This window comes from Rhodovibrio salinarum DSM 9154 (genome assembly GCF_000515255.1).
GTDB lineage: Bacteria > Pseudomonadota > Alphaproteobacteria > Kiloniellales > Rhodovibrionaceae > Rhodovibrio > Rhodovibrio salinarum.
Genome location: NZ_KI911559.1, coordinates 2,493,005 through 2,511,001, shown reverse-complemented (window position 1 = coordinate 2,511,001; position 17,997 = coordinate 2,493,005). Strand labels below are relative to the sequence as shown.

The following is a 17,997-nucleotide window of genomic DNA, read 5'->3' as shown; positions in this document are numbered from 1 at the left end:
CCGTGGGCGTGCTAGCCTCTTCGACATGACCCGTTTGACCCGATCCGTGCGGCCGCTTGCGACCGCTGTGCTGCTCGCCGCTGTCGCGCTACCAGAAGCCGCCGAGGCTGCCGGGGAGCCCGCGCCGACGCCGCTCTATACGCACACCGACACTGGCCCGGTCACGGTGATGCACGGCGATACGGGCACGCCGCTGCCGCTTGAGAATGCCGCGCAATCGGTGCGCAGCTACCTCGCCGACGTCGATGCGCTGCTCGGCCGCGGCGGGGACGCGCCCGTTGCAACGATCGAAGAAGCGATCGATCGCGGCCGGACGCTGCAGGACAGCGATCTCCAGCTGGTCGGGACGCTCTATGTCGAAGAGGCATTGCGTCGCCTGACCCGGATGCGCCTGGCCCGCATCCCGGTGGAGAGCACGCAGGTCCACGCGACCTATGCCAAGGATTACGCGGCGCGGTTCGCCAAGCCGGTGGTGCTCCGCCGCGGCGTGGACGACCTTGGCATCAACTACGCCACGCTCGCCGCCTGCCTGGAAATGGCCGAAATTCCGAAGACGAGCCCGCCGCACAAGGTGCGCGTGGAGCCCGACGGGGCGCTCTGGACCCGGCTCAACGGCACCCCGCTCGCGCTCGACCTCGTACCCTTTCAGGGCGAGCGTATGCTGCTGCGCTCGATCGTCCTGGGTACCAGCCGCAGCCTGGGCTTCAAAGACAAGGCCCAGGTCACCCGCATGCTGTTGGAGAGTTGCATCTAACACCGGCGCGCGCCCCGCGATCCGCGCGACGGCCTCATCCTGCCTCTACAGGACCGCTACCTGCCGTCGCCTCTCGCGATCTGGTGTTGGTTGCGCTCGTGGAGAAGCCAAAATATTTCGCCATGTGACCGCCAGTCTTGGGTGTATCCTAAGCATGGTTAGCTCGCAAGAATTGATACATTTTGCGAAACCAATCTGTTGATCGGCGTGTGGTCTGAACGCCGATCGGCATGCTATCTACCTGCAAAGCAACACATTTGGTTACCGTGACCCCAGCGCCGGTGCACACGTTCGCTCATCAAAGCATGGCTAAACCACCACATGGATTGTTAAAATCTTACTCCAGCCATAGCAGCGTTCCACGAAATCACAGAAATGCGCTTCCGATAATGTCTGACGAAAACGCCAAGTCTGAACAGACAAAACAGGAGATTCTTAAACTATACGCTGCATTTGAAAAAGAACCATACGATTTGAATGTGCTTCGCAACTATTACGTTGATGAATATAATTATTGGGAAAAAGCGCAGATACAATTGTTTTTCTTGCTAAATGCGGGAGGGTTAGTTGCAGCTCTTTCCTTTCTAGCCAGTATCGGGCCGGACGCTGAAAATGTAGCTGGCGCCTTACACAGCCTAAAATACTTTTTCGCAGGCCTACTTTTCCTCGCTGTATCTTATTCATTCAGGTCAAGCGAGAACAATCTGCGCGCGAAAAGACTCCTGCATATACAAGAATTCAAGGACGGATTTCCCGTTGAACGTTTTACTGACGACCATTTTGAGCTAGAGCAGGCAGTTTCTAAAAAAGAAAAAATACTTAGACGTGTATATTATCGCAATTTTTTCTTAAACGCATTACGGATAACTGCTGTTCTGACGGAAATTGCAGCCATGGGCGCGGGTTTTCTAGGAGCCACAACTGGCATTGAAGTCGTAGAAAGCTTATTTCGGTCGCATTAGATACGACAGCTAGCGGAGCGTCGCAGTGTTCCGCGCGTTCGAGCTGAGTGTTGCGGGAGGCTGTTGCACCAGGCACCCACCCACGCCCCTGCCTGTAGCCCCACGCCCTGCCGTAGAGTAAGGGGGAAACGCCCCAATCCTTGCGTTTGGTCCAAGGCCTTGTCCGTTGCCTGAGCGGCCTCAGCGACTCCGCGACCCCATTGATAATCTACCATCGGGACTTCTCTCACCTAGGTACGTCTTCCTTTTCGCCGCGAACGAGCAAATAAGCAAACCTGTGGGTTATCCACGGGGCATCCTCTGAAAAATTAGACGATTTCAGTAAGATACGCCCATGTGGGGTAGTTGGCGGAGAGGGTGGGATTCGAACCCACGGTACGGGGATTACCCGTACACTCCCTTAGCAGGGGAGCGCCTTCGACCACTCGGCCACCTCTCCACAGATTGTCGCGGTCACCGTGCGGCCTTGAAACACCGCCGCGACTGTGACGCATACGCCTTCTAGCGACCGGCCGGCGGGGTTGTCAACGCGCCCGAAGCACATGATCGCCGGAACCGTGATCTGTCGGCTCAAGGGCATATCGACGCGAGGTGTGCGCGCACATGCTCGATCTGGAGTCTGGGTGGAGTCTGGTTAACGCGGGCAACCTGGCGTTAACCTTTAACGCGTTTTCATACCGACCTCGCGGCCGCGATGGGCCGCCCGCACTACAGGGATGGGAACGCCAGCCATGACCCTCTCCAAGCCGACGATCGAGACGTTGATCGACCTCGTGGAGATCAAGCTGAGCTGCCTCGAGGTCTGGGACCGCGACGACCGGCGGGAATTGAAAGCGTTGCAGAGCGCGCGCGAGGAATTGCGGGAGGTTTGCGACGCGGCTGGCCGGGCGGCGGGTCGCCCGCAGCAGGTGGCGCAGGCGCCAAGTAGCCAGCGCGTCGCTGTCGGCTAAACACCGCGCTATCGGCGCGCCTGGATTTCCGGCATATCCAAATCCGACGGGCGCGGCGGCCATGGCCGGGCGCGTTGCGGGCCGGCGCGAAGGCCCCCGCACGCGCCCGCCTGCCCTACTCTTCTTGCTTCGGCACGTTCAGCCCGCGTTGAACCGCGGGGCGCGCGGCGATCTCGTCGTACCAGCGTTGGATGTTGGGGAACTCGGAGAGCTCCACGCCGTGCCAGGTGTGGAACCGCGCCCACGGCCAGGTAGCGATGTCGGCGATCGTATAGCTCTGACCGGCGACATACGGCACCTCGCCCAGGCGCTTGTCGAGCACGCCGTAGAGGCGTCGCGCTTCGTTGGTATAGCGTTGCTGGCCGTAGGACACGGTTTCCTTGGCCAGCTTGTTGAAGTGATTGGCCTGTCCCAGCATCGGGCCGAAGCCGCCCATCTGCCACATCAGCCATTCGACCGTGCGCCAATAGGGCTCCGGCTCGCGCGGCCAGAACTGTCCGGTCTTCTCGGCCAGATACATCAGGATCGCGCCGGTCTCGAACAGCGGCATCGGCCGGCCTTCCGGCCCTTCCTGGTCGACGATCGCAGGGATCTTGTTGTTCGGGCTGATCTTCAGGAACTCGGGGTCGAACTGCTCGTCCTTCGAGATGTCCACCTTGTGCACGGTGTAATCCAGACCGAGCTCTTCCAGCAGGATCGACACCTTATGTCCGTTGGGTGTGCCGAAGGTGTAGAGATCGATGGTCAAGCCATCCCCCTTCTAACGGTCTGCGGAATGGATTTGCGGCCGGGGCGCGGCCGCGTTCAGGCGTGGTCGAGCGCCTGCTCCAAGTCGGCGATCAGGTCCTGCACCTCTTCGATGCCGATGGAGAGACGCAGCAGGTCGTCCGGAACCGGGCTGCGGTCCCCCTCGATGGTCGCGCGGTGCTCGATCAGGCTCTCGACCCCGCCCAGCGAGGTCGCGCGGAGGAACCGGTTGCAGGCCCCCAGCACCTTGAGCGCGCTCTTGCGTCCGCCCTGGATGCGCAGCGACAGCATGGCGCCAAAGCCATCGGTCATCTGCAGGGCCGCGATCCCGTGGCCTGGATGGCCTTCCAAACCGGGGTAGAGCACGTTTGCGACCTTCGGATGGCCATCGAAGTGCCGGGCAATCGCCATGGCGTTCTGGCTCGCGCGCGGGACCCGCAAGTAGAGCGTGCGCATGCCGCGCAGCAGCAGCCACGCCTCGAACGGGCCCAGGATCGCGCCGACATTGGCGCGGTTAGCGCGAATGCGCTGCCAGATTTCGGCTTCGGGGTCGTCGGTGACCAGCGCGCCGGCGACGACGTCGCTGTGGCCGTTCAGCGATTTGGTGGCCGCGTGGAACACCAAGTCGGCGCCGAACTCGAGCGGGCGGGTGTGCACCGGTGTGGCCACGGTGGAATCGACCGCCAGCAATGCGCCCGCCGCGTGGGCGACGTCGGCGGCACTCGCGATGTCGATCACATCCCAGGTCGGGTTGCACGGCGTCTCGATCCAGACCAGCGCCGTCTCGCCCGGCCGCACGGCGGCCTCGATCGCCTCGGGATCACTGGCCTCGACGAGGTCGAGCTTGAGGCCCCAGTCCGCGCAGAACTGGACCAGCCAGTTGCGCAGCGACCAGTACATGACCTTCGGCGCGATCACATGGTCGCCGGGCCTGAGGGCCTGGAACACCGCCGCCGCGCCGGCCATGCCGGAGGCGAACAGCAGCGCGGCCTCGCCGCCCTCCAGCTCGGCCAGCAGGCGTTCGGCCGGGCGCACGCTGGGCGAGGCATCGCGGGCGTAGACTGCGTCCCCGATCAAGCCGTTGTCGGCGTCGCGGGCATAGGTGGTCGAGGGCCGCACGTCGGGAACGACCGCACCGTCACGCGGGCTGACGCCCTCCAGCGTCTGCGCGGCCAGGGTGGCGGGGTGCGGCGCCTTCTTGGCGCGCTTCTTGGCGGCTTTGTCCTTCTTCGCCATTGTCTGACAGGGCCCTGCGCTAGCGCTGCTGATACTGGCTGGCGCCGAACAACAGCTCGCGCGCCTTGTCGTCGAAGCCTTCCTTGCGCCGGTCGGCCAGGACCTCCAGCCCACGCTGCACGGCCGGCCGGTCGGCGATCTTGTCCCGCCAGGCCTGCACGTTCGGGAAGTCCTCGATCTCAATGCCCTGCTTCTCCGCGGAACGAGTCCAAGGGAAGGCCGCGATGTCGGCGATCGTGTAGTGCTCGCCCGCGAGATAGGGCGCCTCGCCCAGCCGGCGCTCCATCACGCCGTAAAGGCGTTTGGTTTCGTTGGTGTAGCGATCATAGGCGTACTGGATGCGCTCGGGGGCGTACTGCCGGAAGTGGTGCGCCTGCCCGGCCATCGGGCCGAGGCCACCCATCTGCCACATCAACCACTGCAGCGTGCGGTAACGCTTGGTCGGCTCGCTGGGCAGGAAGTAGCCGGTCTTCTCGGCCAGGTACATCAGGATCGCGCCACTTTCGAACAGCGGCAGCGGGTGGCCCTCCGGCCCATTGCGGTCGACGATCGCCGGCATCTTGTTGTTCGGCGAGATCTTCAGGAACTCTGGATCGAACTGGTCGCCATTGCCGATATCGATCGGGTGGACCTCGTACTCCAGGCCCGTTTCCTCCAGCATGATGTGGACCTTATGGCCGTTCGGCGTTGGCCAGGAATAGAGCTCGATCATGCCGCGGGTACTCCCTGTTTTTGCGCGCCTTCAATCGGCGCAGCACGCGGGGTGGGATGTCCGTTCGGACAACGAAGGCGACGTTGCCGACTGGATAGCACGTGGGAACGGGAGGGCGGAAAATCAAAAACCCGCGACAGGGCGCGCGGGCGGTCAACAGTCTTTTGAATTGGAGAAATTCTAATATTTAAGTGAGAGCGAACCCTCTTCCGACCGATCGCGACTTTTTTACAGATCGTCGCCTCGGCCTTGGCGCGTGAGCCGTGAAGCCGGGAGCTAGTGAAGCGGTGCGGGCTCGACCAACCGGGTCACCAGTCGGTTGACCTGGGCGGCCGGCTGGTTGGGGTGGTGGTGGCGATAGACGCGCGCCGCCACTTGGTGCGCGTCCACGTGGCTTGCCCCGCGGGCCACCATTTCCCGATACGCCCGGCAGACCGCCTCGCGGCAGTTGCAGGGCAAATTCGGGTCGAGCTTTTCGCACTGGATGTCTCGGGCGGTCTTGCCCCCTTCACCCAACGTCGTGCTGTCTTTCTCGCGCGTCATTTCTCGATCCTGCGGCTTGCGATCCCAGGACGATAAACCCGTCCTGGCGGACTCCAAACTCTGGAAATTAAATCAGACCGTAAAGGTCAGGTTTGAATCTACGGCCAGCGCGACAGGGACGCAAGGGGTGTCGGCGCGCGTCGGTGGAAAAAGAAAAAAACGCCTGGAAGCGGTGATCGTCAGATCTGAGCACTTGCTGCGTGCTTGGAGACGACGTCTTTGGCGTTCGCTCAGTAGCTATGGTCTTGTTTTATGCTTTAAAAACAAAATGTTCAGCTCAGGCCGCTCAGCCGCAAGCCTGCGTGAAGGGGCAGATCGAGCTCCTGAGGCGTGGGGGCGCCCATCGGCGCCCCCTACCCTAGCTTCTTCGCCAAGATTTCGTTGACCAGCTTGGGATTGGCCTTGCCGCCGGTGGCCTTCATCACCTGACCGACGAACCAGCCCTTAACCTTCTGGTTGCCTTCCCGGACCTGGGCGACCTGCTCGGGGTTGTCGGCGACGATCTTGTCGACGATACCCTCGAGCTCGGAGGTGTCGGTGATCTGCTTCAGGCCCTTCTCTTCGACGATCTGGCCGGCCGGCTTGCCGGTTTCCCACATCTCCTCGAAGACGTCTTTGGCGATCCGCCCGGAGATCGTTTCGTCGGCGATCAGGTCGAGCAGCTCGCCCAGCTTGGCACTGTCGACCGGGGACTCATCGAGGTCGAGCCCCGCCTTGTTGAGCGCACCGAAGAAATCGCCGGTGAACCAGTTGGCGGCCAATTTGGCGTCGCGGCCCTCGGCCAGCGTCTCGAAGAAGTCGGCGTAGTCCTTTTCGGCGACCAGCACGCCGGCATCGTAGGCGCTGAGACCGTAGTCGTTGATGAAACGCTGCTTCTTCTCGTCCGGGAGCTCGGGCATCGACGCCTTGATCCGCTCGACCCAGTCGTTCTCGACGATCAGCGGCAGGATGTCGGGATCGGGGAAGTAGCGGTAGTCGTGCGCATGCTCCTTGCCGCGCAGGGCGCGGGTTTCGCGCTTGTCGGGATCGTACAGGCGGGTCTGCTGTTCGATCTCGCCGCCGTCTTCAAGGATCTCGATCTGACGGGTCGCCTCCGCCTCGATCGCCTGCATGATGAAGCGCACGGAGTTGACGTTCTTGAGCTCGCAGCGCGTGCCCAGCTCGCCGCCCGGCTTGCGGACCGAGACGTTGATGTCACAGCGCATCGACCCCTCGGCCATGTTACCGTCGCAGGTGTCGAGGTAGCGCAGGATCGAGCGCAGCTTGTTGACGTAGGCGCCGGCCTGCTCGGGGCTTCGGATGTCGGGTTTGGAGACGATCTCCATCAGCCCGACGCCGGAGCGGTTGAGGTCAATATAGGTCTTGCCCGGCTCCTGGTCGTGCAACGACTTGCCGGCGTCCTGCTCCATATGCAGGCGCTCGATGCCGACCGGCACGGTCGAGCCGTCGGGCATGTCGAGGTAGACAGTCCCCTCGCCCACCAGCGGATGCAGGTACTGGCTGATCTGATAGCCCTGCGGCAGGTCGGCGTAGAAGTAGTTCTTGCGCTCGAACGCGCTCCAGCGATTGATTTCCGCGCGCAGACCGAGCCCGGTTTTGACCGCCTGTTCGACGCAGAACTCGTTCACCCGCGGCAACATGCCGGGCATGCCCGCATCGACGGGCGAAACCTGACTGTTCGGCTCCGCCCCGAACTCGGTCGCGGCCGCGGAGAACAGCTTGCTCTTGGAGATGATCTGGGCGTGGATCTCGAGGCCGCAGACGACCTCCCACTCTCCCGTGTCGCCCTGGAGACGATAGTCCGCCATATCTCGCTTATCTCCCCGCCACGAAGGCCGGCTCGGCCGTGAAGTTCGCTGCCTTTTCCATCACCTCGCCGGCGCGCAGCACGGTTTCCTCGTCGAAGGCGCGGCCGATCAGCTGCAAGCCGAGCGGCAGGCCCTGGCCGTCCAGACCCGCCGGCACCGAGAGCGCCGGCAGTCCGGCGAGGCTGGCCGGCACGGTGAAGACGTCGTTCAGGTACATGCTGATCGGGTCGTCGGTCAGCTCACCCACGCCGAAGGCCGCGTTCGGGCTGGTCGGCGCCAGGATCACGTCGCACTGCTTGTAGGCTTCGGCGAAGTCCTGGGCGATCAGGGTGCGGACCTTGCGCGCCTTGTTGTAGTAGGCGTCGTAATAGCCAGCCGAGAGCACGTAGGTGCCGATCAGGACCCGGCGCTTGACCTCGTCGCCGAAGCCGGCGGCGCGGGTCGCCTCGTACATCTCATCGAGCGACTTGCCCGGCTGCTCGCGCAGGCCGAAGCGCACGCCGTCGTAGCGTGCCAGGTTCGACGACGCCTCCGCCGGGGCGATGATGTAGTAGGTCGGCAACGCGTAATGCGTGCGCGGCAGGGAGATCTCCACCGGCTCCGCACCAGCGTCGCGCAGCCAGTCGAGCCCCTGCTGCCACAGGTCCTCGATCTCCTTGGGCATGCCCTCGACGCGGTATTCCTTGGGGATGCCGACCTTGAGGCCGCGGATGTCGCCGGTTAGCGCCGCCTCGTAGTCCGGCACCGGCGTGTCGACGGACGTGCCGTCCTTGTCGTCGTAGCCGGCCATACCGCCTAGCAGGAGCGCGCAGTCGCGCACCGTGCGCGCCATCGGGCCGGCCTGGTCGAGCGAGCTGGCGAACGCCACGATGCCGTAGCGCGAGCAGCGGCCGTAGGTCGGCTTCAGGCCGGTGATCCCGGTGAGCGCCGCCGGCTGACGGATCGATCCGCCGGTATCCGTGCCGGTCGCGCCCAGCGCGGCGCGCGCGGCGACCGCGCTGGCCGAGCCACCGGAAGAGCCGCCGGGGACCAGCGGGCGATTGTCGCCCGCGCGCCGCCAGGGGTTCTCGGCCGAGCCGTAGTAGCTGGTCTCGTTCGACGACCCCATGGCGAACTGGTCCAGGTTGGTCTTGCCCAGCATGACGGCGCCGGCGTCCCAGAGCTTGCTGGTGACGGTCGATTCATAGGGCGGCTTGAAGTCGTCCAGGATACGGCTGCCGGCGGTGGTCAGGACGTCCTGGGTGCAGAACAGGTCCTTGATCCCGATCGGCACGCCATCGAGCGGGCCGCGACTTTCGCCCTTGGCGCGGCGGGCATCGGCGGCCTCCGCCATTTTCCGGGCGTGGTCCGGGGTCTCGGTTATATAGGCGTTGAGCGGGCGGACGCTTTCCACGGCCTGGACAAGGGCGTCCGTCAACTCCTTGGCGGAGATCTCGCCCCCGGCCAGCGCGTCACGCGCGGCGCTCAGGGTCATTTCGTTCGGGCGGCTCGGGGTATCGGCCATTGGTATTTCGATACTCGTGTTATTCGACGACGCGGGGCACGACGAAGTAGCCCTGCTTGGACTCGGGCGCGTTCTTCAGGATGTCGTCCTGGCGGTCGCCATCGTTGACGACGTCCTTGCGCAGGCTGTGCTGCACCTCGACGACACTGGTCATCGGTTGCACGCCCTCGGTGTCCAGCTCGCCCAGTTCGTCGACCCAGCCCAGGATGTTGGACAGCTCCTTGGTGAGCGCTTCCTGCTGCGCATCGTCGACCTTGATGCGGGCGAGTTTTGCGATCTGGGCGACGGTATCCTTGTCGACCGCCATGCCACCTTCCCTTGAGACTGTGCCGCGCGCGCAAACGCTTAGTCGCATCCGCGCGTTGCCGGCTCGATTGGCGTGAGAACGGCGCGCTGAATGATGCGGGAAAACCACACCTTCCGACGCGCGAAACCGACCGGAACCTAGCACCGGCCCCGGGGGCTCGCAAGGCGCCGGCAGCGCGGCGATTGTGCGCGTGCGAAGGTGGCTCTTCTGGCTTCACGCCTCGATGAATCGGAACGCCTTCATGGGGCCGACGCTGGACAGCGCCCACGTGCCTCGGCACGTTCACGCGTCATGACCGATTCCAACGATCCCCTCACCCCGGCCCAGGGCTTCGCCGCCCTGGTCGGCTACCGCATCGCCGACTGGTCCTGGCAGCAAGCCGCGGTCGAGCTGGGTGTCGTAGCCGACCATCTGAACCGCAGCGGTATCCTGCATGGTGGCGTGCTGACGACCCTGATCGATACCGCCTGCGGCTATTCGGGCTGCTTCTGCGACAGCCCGGGCCGGGCGCGCCGGGCAATGACGCTGCAGTTGAATACGCAGTTCCTGGCCCCGGCGCAGGCCGGCCAGCGTTTGGTCGCCCGGGCACGCCAGACCGGGGGTGGCAAGTCGGTCTTCTTCGCTGACTGCACCGTCCACGCCGACGACGGCACCTTGATCGGGCGCGGCGACGGGGTGTTCAAATACACCCCTGGCAGCGGTGATCCCGCCGGGGTGGCGGTCGATCAACTGCCTGGCACCTGATCCCGTCCCTCTTCAACGGCTGCGGGCGTACACCTACTTTGGCGTGCGCATATAGAGATACGGAGCCGGCAACCTTGGTCGGCTCCCTCCCCAGGCATCAGGAGGCACAGCGATGAGCAGCGACCGCCCGGTCACCGCGCACGACGTCCAGCGGATCGTCGGCCAGCTTGATGACGCGCGCGCGGCCGAGGTTGTGGCGACCAAGGCCACGGTCAGTGAACTGGTTGCCGCCTATCAATGGGTCAACAGCAACGACACACCCGGGCTGCATGAGGCACGCAGTCCGAAGGTCAAGCGCCTGTGCGACATCCTCGACCAGCCGGGATTGGGCGACGAGGAGATCTAGCCACTACGCGCCGCGGAAGTTCGGCTTTTCCTTGTTCAGGAAGGCGCGCACGCCGGTTTTGTAATCCGCCGTGTCGCAGGTCTGGAACGGGGCGTCCAACTCGTCGGCCGTGAGCGCTTCGGGTTGGGCGACCCGCCGGGCCATGCGCTTGTGCAGGCGTGCGGCGATCGGCGCGCCTTTGGCGATCCGCGCGGCCGTGGCATAGGCCTCGTCTTCGACTTCCGTGTCCGGCACCACACGTGTCACCAGGCCACGCTCGCGCGCTTGGTCGGCCGCCCAGATTCGGCCCTCCAGCAACAGTTCCAGCGCGGCCGGTCGACCGACCAGGCTCACCAGTTCCGACAGCTCCGGTAGGGGCAAGCCATGCCCGATCCGGTTGATCGGGATACCGAATTTGGCGCCATCTCCCGCGATCCGCAGGTCGCAGAAGAGCGCCATTTCCAGGCCGCCGCCCATGCAGGCGCCCTGTACCAGTGCGACGGTGGGATGCGGACAATCGCGCAGGGCGTAGATCGCCGGCGCCATCACGGCATTGTAGCTGCGTGCCTGTTCGGCCGAAAAGCGCTCGGCCTCGAATTCCGACATATCGGCACCGGCGCCGAATGCCTCTGCGCCTGCACCCCGTACGACGATGCAACGCAGGTTGTCGTCCGCACTGACCTCCGTCATCACCCGATGGAGTTCCCGCCACATGGCAAGGTTGCAGGCGTTGCGCCGTTCCGGGCGGTTCAGCGTCACGGTCGCGATGGCGTCTTCGTGGGTCAGCAGGATTTCATCGGCCATGGGGTCCCCAGGGTCTATGCCACCAGCAATGGGCGCGACGGACCGCGCATCGGCGGGATGTTCGATCCATCGCTGATTTCCCACTCCGTCGCAAGTGTCCGAATGCGACACACGATCTGCGTATAGATGTTTCAATATGTTCTAATTCCGTTTTAGTCAGTCCATTGAAAACAGTGACAGGTCCAGACACACTCGAAGCGATTTAATGGGGTCTGGGAGGGGGCCTGCGCGCCCGTCATGGATAACTTTGCCGCGGCCTTTCTGGCCGCTTTCAAGCTGATCGTCGGGCTGGACTCGGAACTGGTGGAGATCGTGGCGCTCTCCCTCCAGATCAGTCTGAGTGCGGTTCTGTGCGCGGCCGTGATCGGCCTGCCGATCGGCGCGGCGCTCGGCGTGGCGCGCTTTCCTGCCCGGCAGGCCGTGGTTGTTGTGCTCAATGCCTTCATGGGGCTGCCCCCGGTGGTTGCGGGCCTGGTGATCTACCTGCTGCTCTCGCGCGCCGGACCGCTCGGCGATCTGGGGCTGCTGTTCACGCCGAGCGCGATGGTGATCGCGCAAACCGTTCTGGTGACCCCGATCATCGCCGCCCTGACCCGGCAAACGGTGGAAGACCTGCATGCCGAATACGCCGAGCAGTTCCGTTCGCTGTCGGTCGGGCCCGTGCAGGCCACCGCGACGCTGCTGTGGGACGGGCGCTACAGCCTGTTCACTGGCCTGCTTGCAGGGTTCGGCCGGGCGATCGCGGAAGTCGGCGCGGTGATCATCGTCGGCGGCAACATCAACCACGTCACCCGGGTGATGACGACCACGATCGCGCTCGAGACTTCCAAGGGCAACCTGGAGCTCGCGCTCGGGCTGGGCATCATCCTGATCTTGCTCGCCGTTCTGGTGAACGCCGCCGTGATGAGCCTGCGGGGCTTAAGCGCGCAGGCGAACTGGTGAGGGCCGCGATGATGCACGGTACCGCCCAGCGGCAGGCACACCGGAATCAGCCAGCCGATAGCATCCGGCCGGCGACCGTGCAGGGACTCACCTTTCAAGCGGGCGGGCAGAAGCTGCTCGATGGCATCGACCTCGCACTCGACCGCACCGGCACGACGGCGATCATGGGGCCAAACGGCGCAGGGAAGAGCCTGCTACTGCGCCTGTTGCACGGGCTGTTGACGCCAAGTGCGGGCACGGTGCGATGGAACGGCCGGGCACCAGACCGGACGGTGCGCCGCCAACAGGCCATGGTGTTCCAAAAGCCCGTGCTGCTGCGCCGCTCGGTGATCGCGAACGTGGTCTATGCGCTCAAGGTCCATGGCCTGCCGCGTAGCCAACGCCGGCAGCGGGCCGCCGAAGCCTTGGCCGACGCCGGATTGTACCAGCTGGCTCGTCGGCCGGCGCGCGTGCTGTCGGGTGGCGAGCAGCAGCGTCTGGCCCTGGCCCGCGCCTGGGCAACGCGGCCCGAAGTGCTGTTCCTCGACGAGCCCACGGCGAACCTGGATCCCGCCGGCGCCCACGCCGTCGAGCGCATGGTCGCGGAGATCAAGAACCGGGGCACCAAGATCGTGCTGACCACGCACGACCTGGGCCAGGCCCGCCGGCTGGCGGACGAAGTGGTGTTTCTGCATCGCGGCCACCTGATCGAGCGCAGCCCGGCTCAAACCTTTTTCGACCAACCGCAGAGTGCGCAGGCCCGGGCATTCCTGTCCGGCGACCTCGTTCTGTAAACCGTGCCGGTTTCCGGCGCATAAGGAGTGGGAGGCAAACCTCAAATGACCCTGTTCAAGCGTCTCGGCATCGTCCTGGGGGCGGTCGCGCTCGCCATCGTGGCGCAACCGATTGACAGCACGCAGGCGCAGGACGACCGTTTCATCATCGTGCAGTCGACCACCTCGACCGAGGCTTCTGGTCTGTTCGAGTACCTGCTGCCGAAGTTCGAGAACATGACCGGCATCGATGTGCGCGTGGTCGCGGTCGGCACCGGCCAGGCGATCCGCAACGCCCGCAATGGCGACGGCGATGTTCTGTTCGTGCACCACACCCCGAGCGAATACAAGTTCGTCGCCGACGGCCACGGCAAGCGCCGCTTCGACGTCATGTACAACGATTTCGTGATCGTTGGGCCGGAAGACGATCCGGCCGGCATTTCCGAGATGGACAGCGTCACCGACGCGCTGACCCAGATCGCGGAGTCCGGGGAACCGTTCGCCTCGCGCGGGGATGACAGCGGCACCCACAAGAAGGAGCTCGGCCTTTGGTCGGCCACCGACGTGAACCCGCAGGAGGATAGCGGCGACTGGTACCGCGAGACCGGCTCCGGCATGGGCAAGACGCTCAACACCGCCGTGCAGATGGGCGCCTACACGATGTCCGACCGCGCCACCTGGCTGAACTTCGGGAACAAGGACGGCTACGACATCCTGGTCGAGGGCGACCCCCGCCTGTTCAACCAGTACGGCGTCATGGTGCTGGACCCCGAGCAGCACCCGGACGTCAAGGAAGGCCCGGCGCAGGCGTTCGTCGACTGGCTGGTTTCCGCCGACGGCCAGCAGGCGATCGGCAACTACCGGCTGAAAGGCGAGCAGGCCTTCTTCCCGAACGCGAACTAGACACCCGTCTGAACAAGACGACGTGCTTCGCCGGATGGCCCAACCTCCGGTGATCCTAGCCTCGGTGGCCGTTGCGTTATGGCTGCCGGGGCTTTTTTTGATCAGGCCACAGCCGCAGTTTCATGCGCAGCCTTGCTGCGATGCACGCAGTCATATGCTGCGCTGCAACCTAAAAGATGTCTGGCTTTCCGGTTCACAAGCCGGCCCCGAACCGGTTATTGAGAAAGGAGACCGGCCGCGCAAGAAAACAAATCACGGCCGGCCCGTTTCGTCTGGGGAGGCGAAAACAACGTGGCCGAAGCAGAGACCGTTCGGTCCGCCGGCTATAAGGCCGTCTTGACGTGTGACAACGTCAGCCGGTCGTTCGGCGGTCTGCAGGCGCTCAAGAACGTGTCGATCGAGATCGGGCCGGGGGAGATTTACGGTCTCGTCGGCCCGAACGGATCGGGCAAGACCACGCTGGTAAACGCCATCACCGGCTTTTACCCGCCCAATACCGGGTCGATCCATTTCCGGGACAAGCAGATCGCCGGGGTCAAGCCGCACAAGGTGGCGGGCCTGGGGATCGCGCGCACCTTCCAGAACGTTGCCCTGTTCAAGGGTATGAGCGCGCTCGACAACATCCTGATGGGCCGGCACGTGCACATGAAACCGCGCGCGCTGGCTTCGCTGTTCTATTGGGTCTGGGCGGAAAAGGACGAAGTCGCTAACCGCCGGCAGGTCGAGGAGATCATCGACCTGCTACAGCTCGAAAGCGTCCGCCACGAACCGGTCGAGATGATCCCGCTCGGCATGCAGAAGCGGGTCGAGCTGGCGCGCGCCCTGGCGGCCGAACCGCGCCTTCTGATCCTGGACGAGCCGATGGCCGGCATGAACCAGGAGGAGAAGGAGTACATGGTGCGCTTCATCCTGGACGCGCGCGAGGCGCTCAACCTCTCCATCCTGCTGATCGAACACCACCTCGACGTGGTCACCGCGATCTGCGAGCGCGTGGCGGTGCTGAACAACGGCGAGAAGATCGCCGAAGACGCCGCCAAGGATGCGATGAGCGATCCCGAGGTGGTCGCCGCCTACATCGGCAAGGTCGACACCCCGAAGCCAGCGGATGTCGCCCATGCCGGTTGAGGCTCAAGCCCCCACTGCCGCGACCGGGCATGCCGAGAGCACGGCGCCGGCGGCCCAGCACCCCGACTGGCAGGCCGATGACACGTTGCTCAACCACTTGGCCCGCAACGCGCGCGAGGTGCCAGATCGCGTCGCCATGCGCGAACGCGACCACGGCATCTGGCAGGAGTACACTTGGTCGGACTACCTGGAGCGCGTGCTCGCCCTCGCCGCCGGGCTGGAGCAGTACGGCCTGAAGGCCGGGGAACAGATGCTGGTGATCGGGGACAACCGGCCGGCGCTCTACTTCGCCATGCTGAGCGCGGGCGCGCTGCGCGCCGTCCCCTCGCCCGCCTATCCGGACGCGACGCCGCAGGAAATCGGCGACCAGGTGCAGCGCGAGAGCATCCGCGTCGCTCTTGGCGAGGACCAGGAACAGGTCGATAAGCTGCTGGAAATCCAGAAAAGCTACCCGCAGCTTGAACTGATCGTTTACGACGACCCGCGCGGCCTGAAAGGCAAGGAACCGGACGGCGTGGTCGGGGTCGAGACGCTGGTCGAGGCGGGTCGTACGCGCCTGCAGACGGAGCCCGGGCTGCGCGAGGACCTGTTGGGCCGTGCCCGCGTGCACGACGTGGCGGTGCTGCTGCACTCCTCCGGCACCACAGGTGCGCCCAAAGGGGTTCCGCTCAAGCACGGCCATGTCTTGTTTGCCGTGCGCAATGCCGCTGCCGCCGGCTACTTCCGGGAAGGCGAAGTGCACATGGCTTTCCTGCCGATGGCGTGGGTGGGCGATTTTACCTTCTCCGTCGGCGCGGCGATCCTGCTGCGCTTCTCGGTCAACATTCCGGAGACGCAGGAGACGGCGCAGAAGGACATCCGGGAAATCGCCCCCACGATGTACTTCTCCGGCCCGCGTGCCTGGTCCAATCTGCTGACCCGCATCCAGGTCGGCATTGACGAAAGCACACCGTTCAAGCGCTGGCTGTACAACCGCTTCATGCCGTTCGCCGTCGAGCTGGAGCGCCGCCGCCTGGAAGGCCATCAGCCCGGCGTCGGCAAACGCCTCTGGCGCGCCCTGGGGGAACTCCTGGTCTATGGTCCGATCCGCGATCAGCTGGGCCTGCGCCGGGTCGGCCGCCCCTACACGGCCGGCGAGGCGATGGGCGAAGAAGTGTTCCTGTTCTTCCGCGCCCTGGGCCTGGAACTGCGGCAGTTCTACGGCCAGACGGAGACGGCGGCGCTGACGGCCGCGCAGGACCCCGATGCGGTCAAGCTGCACACCGTCGGCAAGCCCTTTCCCGGCGTCGAGATCAAGATCAGCGATGCGGGCGAAATCCTGGTCAAGGGCGACAACGTGTTCGATGGCTACTTCCAGCGCCCGGATGCCACGGCCGAAACACTGCAAGACGACTGGCTGTACACCGGCGATGCGGGTTACATCGAAGACGACGGTCAACTGGTCGTGCAGGGCCGGGTCAAGGAAGTGGTCTACACCGCTGGCGGCGCACGCTTCATCCCGACCTTCATCGAGAACCGGATCAAGTTCTCTCACTTCATCCGCGACATCTGCATCCTGGGCGAAGCCCGCGATGTCCTGACCGCGATCGTCTGCATCGACATCGACGCGGTCGGCCACTGGGCGGAGGAACGGGGGGTGCCCTACACCTCCTACGCCGACCTGTCGCAGAAGGATCCGGTCTACGATCTGATCGCGGGCGTGCTCCAGCGCACCAACGAGACGCTGCCGGAGGGCCTGCAGATCCGACGTTTCGTCAATCTGCACAAGCCGTTCGATCCGGACGACGGCGAGGTCACGCGCACCCGCAAGCTGCGCCGCAACGTGATCGACGAACACTATCGCCCGATCATCGAGGCGCTCTACGGCGGCGATGCCAGCATCGAATACAAGGCGACCTTCACCTACGAAACCGGCGAAACCGGCGAGCAGACCCGCCGGCTACAATTGCGCGACATCACCTCCGTAGGTGGCGCCACCGGACGCCGGGCCGCCCAATGACCTATTTTTTCGAGCTGCTAATCAACGGCGCCCTGACCGGACTCATGTATGCACTCGCGGCACTCGGCATCGTGCTGATCTACAAGTCTGCCGGCGTGCCCAACCTGGCCCATGGCGCGATGATCATGCTGAGCGCCTACTTCATCTACATCTTCGCCAGCATGGTCGGGCTATCGCTGTGGCTCGCGATTCCGCTCGCCGCGGTGCTGATGTTCGTCTTCGGCCTGGTCGCCGAACGCGTCCTGCTGCGGCGCATGGTGGGCCAACCGATCATCATGATCGTGATGTTGACGCTGGGCCTGGACATTCTGCTGCGCGGCCTCGCGCCCGGTTTCCTGGGCGCCGCGCCAAAGTCGCTCAACCTCGGCATCGGGCTGGCGCCAATCATCGTCGAAGGCGTGTTCATCAACCGGGCCTACCTGTACGGCGCGGCGGTGGCGGTCGCGATGATCGTGCTGTCCCTGCTGTTCTTCCAGACGCGCCTGGGCACCAAGTTGCGCGCGGTGTCCGATGACCACGTCTCGAGCTGGTCGGTGGGCATCTCGGTGGAGCGTGCGATCGGCATCTCGTGGGGCCTGGCCGGCGTTTCCGCGGTCGCGGCGGGCGCGCTCTGGGGGTCCGCCCAAGGCGTCGACTGGACGCTCTCTACCCTGCTGTTCCCGGCGATCGCGGTGGTCATCCTGGGCGGGCTGGACAGCATCTGGGGCGTGCTGGTCGGTGGGCTTCTGGTCGGCATCTTGGGCAGCGTGGTGCCGGGCTACCTAGACCCGCTGGTCGGCGGCGGCACCCGCGACGTCGTCACCTCGCTGATCATCCTGGGCACCATCCTGGTCCGCCCCAACGGCATGTTCGGCCGCGAGGATATCGAAAGGGTCTAGCT

Annotated in this window: 19 protein-coding genes and 1 tRNA gene; 11 read left to right on the top strand and 9 right to left on the bottom strand. The window is 64.7% G+C overall.

Annotated features, from left to right (window positions below; translation table 11 throughout):
- Positions 1-25 precede the first annotated feature (25 nt).
- A complete protein-coding gene (locus tag RHOSA_RS0111610; protein WP_027288804.1) occupies positions 26-754 on the top strand; it encodes a hypothetical protein in 729 nt (242 codons plus the stop codon).
- A gap of 389 nt (positions 755-1,143) precedes the next feature.
- Complete coding sequence (locus RHOSA_RS25155) at positions 1,144-1,716, top strand: hypothetical protein (RefSeq protein ID WP_156092708.1); 573 nt, start codon at positions 1,144-1,146, stop codon at positions 1,714-1,716.
- A gap of 346 nt (positions 1,717-2,062) precedes the next feature.
- Here the strand turns inward: RHOSA_RS25155 and RHOSA_RS0111605 are convergent.
- A tRNA-Ser gene (locus tag RHOSA_RS0111605) sits at positions 2,063-2,155 on the bottom strand.
- A gap of 292 nt (positions 2,156-2,447) precedes the next feature.
- Between RHOSA_RS0111605 and RHOSA_RS0111600 the strand changes: the two genes are divergently transcribed.
- Positions 2,448-2,666 (top strand): hypothetical protein, encoded by a 219-nt coding sequence (locus tag RHOSA_RS0111600; protein ID WP_027288803.1) that lies wholly within the window; start codon positions 2,448-2,450, stop codon positions 2,664-2,666.
- A gap of 115 nt (positions 2,667-2,781) precedes the next feature.
- Here the strand turns inward: RHOSA_RS0111600 and RHOSA_RS22055 are convergent, their stop codons facing one another.
- The 7 genes from RHOSA_RS22055 to gatC all read right to left on the bottom strand — a co-directional run bounded on the left by RHOSA_RS22055 (position 2,782) and on the right by gatC (position 9,523).
- Entirely contained in the window at positions 2,782-3,414 is a 633-nt protein-coding gene (locus RHOSA_RS22055; protein ID WP_081728674.1) for a glutathione S-transferase N-terminal domain-containing protein, read from the bottom strand.
- Positions 3,415-3,470: 56 nt separating this feature from the next.
- Positions 3,471-4,649 carry a trans-sulfuration enzyme family protein gene (locus tag RHOSA_RS0111590; protein WP_051432072.1) on the bottom strand — a complete coding sequence of 393 codons (1,179 nt, stop codon included), beginning with the start codon at positions 4,647-4,649 and terminating at the stop codon, positions 3,471-3,473.
- A 19-nt stretch (positions 4,650-4,668) separates the two neighbouring features.
- On the bottom strand, positions 4,669-5,361 hold the full coding sequence (locus RHOSA_RS0111585; RefSeq protein WP_027288801.1) for a glutathione binding-like protein: 693 nt from the start codon (positions 5,359-5,361) through the stop codon (positions 4,669-4,671).
- Between the two features lie 276 nt (positions 5,362-5,637).
- A complete protein-coding gene (locus RHOSA_RS22050; protein ID WP_037256171.1) occupies positions 5,638-5,904 on the bottom strand; it encodes a hypothetical protein in 267 nt (88 codons plus the stop codon).
- A gap of 353 nt (positions 5,905-6,257) precedes the next feature.
- Positions 6,258-7,712: an Asp-tRNA(Asn)/Glu-tRNA(Gln) amidotransferase subunit GatB gene (gene gatB, locus RHOSA_RS0111575; protein ID WP_027288800.1), complete on the bottom strand. Its 1,455-nt coding sequence runs from the start codon at positions 7,710-7,712 to the stop codon at positions 6,258-6,260.
- Between the two features lie 7 nt (positions 7,713-7,719).
- Positions 7,720-9,216 carry an Asp-tRNA(Asn)/Glu-tRNA(Gln) amidotransferase subunit GatA gene (gene gatA / locus RHOSA_RS0111570; protein WP_027288799.1) on the bottom strand — a complete coding sequence of 499 codons (1,497 nt, stop codon included), beginning with the start codon at positions 9,214-9,216 and terminating at the stop codon, positions 7,720-7,722.
- Positions 9,217-9,235: 19 nt separating this feature from the next.
- Positions 9,236-9,523, bottom strand: a complete 288-nt coding sequence (gene gatC / locus RHOSA_RS0111565) for an Asp-tRNA(Asn)/Glu-tRNA(Gln) amidotransferase subunit GatC (protein WP_027288798.1) — start codon at positions 9,521-9,523, stop codon at positions 9,236-9,238.
- A 291-nt stretch (positions 9,524-9,814) separates the two neighbouring features.
- Here gatC and RHOSA_RS22045 point away from each other — a divergent pair, with 291 nt between their 5' ends.
- Both RHOSA_RS22045 and RHOSA_RS0111555 read left to right on the top strand, forming a co-directional pair.
- Positions 9,815-10,267: a PaaI family thioesterase gene (locus RHOSA_RS22045; RefSeq protein ID WP_037256168.1), complete on the top strand. Its 453-nt coding sequence runs from the start codon at positions 9,815-9,817 to the stop codon at positions 10,265-10,267.
- A 112-nt stretch (positions 10,268-10,379) separates the two neighbouring features.
- On the top strand, positions 10,380-10,613 hold the full coding sequence (locus RHOSA_RS0111555; protein WP_027288797.1) for a hypothetical protein: 234 nt from the start codon (positions 10,380-10,382) through the stop codon (positions 10,611-10,613).
- A 3-nt stretch (positions 10,614-10,616) separates the two neighbouring features.
- Here RHOSA_RS0111555 and RHOSA_RS0111550 read toward each other — a convergent pair whose 3' ends face one another.
- The gene (locus RHOSA_RS0111550; RefSeq protein ID WP_027288796.1) at positions 10,617-11,396 is read right to left on the bottom strand and encodes an enoyl-CoA hydratase/isomerase family protein; all 780 of its coding nucleotides are present in this window, start codon (positions 11,394-11,396) and stop codon (positions 10,617-10,619) included.
- 237 nt (positions 11,397-11,633) lie between these two features.
- On the opposite strand from RHOSA_RS0111550, the gene RHOSA_RS0111545 reads away from it, so the two are divergent.
- The 6 genes from RHOSA_RS0111545 to RHOSA_RS0111520 all read left to right on the top strand — a co-directional run bounded on the left by RHOSA_RS0111545 (position 11,634) and on the right by RHOSA_RS0111520 (position 17,995).
- Positions 11,634-12,338 (top strand): ABC transporter permease, encoded by a 705-nt coding sequence (locus RHOSA_RS0111545; protein WP_027288795.1) that lies wholly within the window; start codon positions 11,634-11,636, stop codon positions 12,336-12,338.
- An 8-nt stretch (positions 12,339-12,346) separates the two neighbouring features.
- Positions 12,347-13,111, top strand: coding sequence for an ABC transporter ATP-binding protein (locus tag RHOSA_RS0111540; protein WP_242468788.1), 765 nt, complete (start codon positions 12,347-12,349; stop codon positions 13,109-13,111).
- Between the two features lie 45 nt (positions 13,112-13,156).
- Entirely contained in the window at positions 13,157-13,993 is an 837-nt protein-coding gene (locus tag RHOSA_RS0111535; RefSeq protein WP_037256165.1) for an ABC transporter substrate-binding protein, read from the top strand.
- 291 nt (positions 13,994-14,284) lie between these two features.
- The gene (locus tag RHOSA_RS22040; protein WP_051432071.1) at positions 14,285-15,118 is read left to right on the top strand and encodes an ABC transporter ATP-binding protein; all 834 of its coding nucleotides are present in this window, start codon (positions 14,285-14,287) and stop codon (positions 15,116-15,118) included.
- A complete protein-coding gene (locus RHOSA_RS22035) occupies positions 15,108-17,117 on the top strand; it encodes an AMP-dependent synthetase/ligase (RefSeq protein WP_081728673.1) in 2,010 nt (669 codons plus the stop codon). The genes RHOSA_RS22040 and RHOSA_RS22035 overlap by 11 nt, the downstream gene beginning before the upstream one ends.
- A complete protein-coding gene (locus RHOSA_RS0111520; protein WP_027288792.1) occupies positions 17,114-17,995 on the top strand; it encodes a branched-chain amino acid ABC transporter permease in 882 nt (293 codons plus the stop codon). Before RHOSA_RS22035 ends, RHOSA_RS0111520 begins: the two co-directional genes overlap by 4 nt.
- The last annotated feature ends 2 nt before the right edge of the window (positions 17,996-17,997 follow it).

Coding starts and splice junctions, on each gene's coding strand:
- RHOSA_RS0111585 (WP_027288801.1), bottom strand. CDS start 5,361: ATGATCGAGCTCTATTCCTGGCCAACGCCGAACGGCCATAAGGTCCAC.
- RHOSA_RS22050 (WP_037256171.1), bottom strand. CDS start 5,904: ATGACGCGCGAGAAAGACAGCACGACGTTGGGTGAAGGGGGCAAGACC.
- gatC (WP_027288798.1), bottom strand. CDS start 9,523: ATGGCGGTCGACAAGGATACCGTCGCCCAGATCGCAAAACTCGCCCGC.
- RHOSA_RS0111535 (WP_037256165.1), top strand. CDS start 13,157: ATGACCCTGTTCAAGCGTCTCGGCATCGTCCTGGGGGCGGTCGCGCTC.
- RHOSA_RS0111520 (WP_027288792.1), top strand. CDS start 17,114: ATGACCTATTTTTTCGAGCTGCTAATCAACGGCGCCCTGACCGGACTC.
- RHOSA_RS0111610 (WP_027288804.1), top strand. CDS start 26: ATGACCCGTTTGACCCGATCCGTGCGGCCGCTTGCGACCGCTGTGCTG.
- RHOSA_RS25155 (WP_156092708.1), top strand. CDS start 1,144: ATGTCTGACGAAAACGCCAAGTCTGAACAGACAAAACAGGAGATTCTT.
- RHOSA_RS0111545 (WP_027288795.1), top strand. CDS start 11,634: ATGGATAACTTTGCCGCGGCCTTTCTGGCCGCTTTCAAGCTGATCGTC.
- RHOSA_RS22035 (WP_081728673.1), top strand. CDS start 15,108: ATGCCGGTTGAGGCTCAAGCCCCCACTGCCGCGACCGGGCATGCCGAG.
- gatB (WP_027288800.1), bottom strand. CDS start 7,712: ATGGCGGACTATCGTCTCCAGGGCGACACGGGAGAGTGGGAGGTCGTC.
- RHOSA_RS0111540 (WP_242468788.1), top strand. CDS start 12,347: ATGATGCACGGTACCGCCCAGCGGCAGGCACACCGGAATCAGCCAGCC.
- RHOSA_RS0111600 (WP_027288803.1), top strand. CDS start 2,448: ATGACCCTCTCCAAGCCGACGATCGAGACGTTGATCGACCTCGTGGAG.
- RHOSA_RS22045 (WP_037256168.1), top strand. CDS start 9,815: ATGACCGATTCCAACGATCCCCTCACCCCGGCCCAGGGCTTCGCCGCC.
- gatA (WP_027288799.1), bottom strand. CDS start 9,216: ATGGCCGATACCCCGAGCCGCCCGAACGAAATGACCCTGAGCGCCGCG.
- RHOSA_RS0111590 (WP_051432072.1), bottom strand. CDS start 4,649: ATGGCGAAGAAGGACAAAGCCGCCAAGAAGCGCGCCAAGAAGGCGCCG.
- RHOSA_RS0111550 (WP_027288796.1), bottom strand. CDS start 11,396: ATGGCCGATGAAATCCTGCTGACCCACGAAGACGCCATCGCGACCGTG.
- RHOSA_RS0111555 (WP_027288797.1), top strand. CDS start 10,380: ATGAGCAGCGACCGCCCGGTCACCGCGCACGACGTCCAGCGGATCGTC.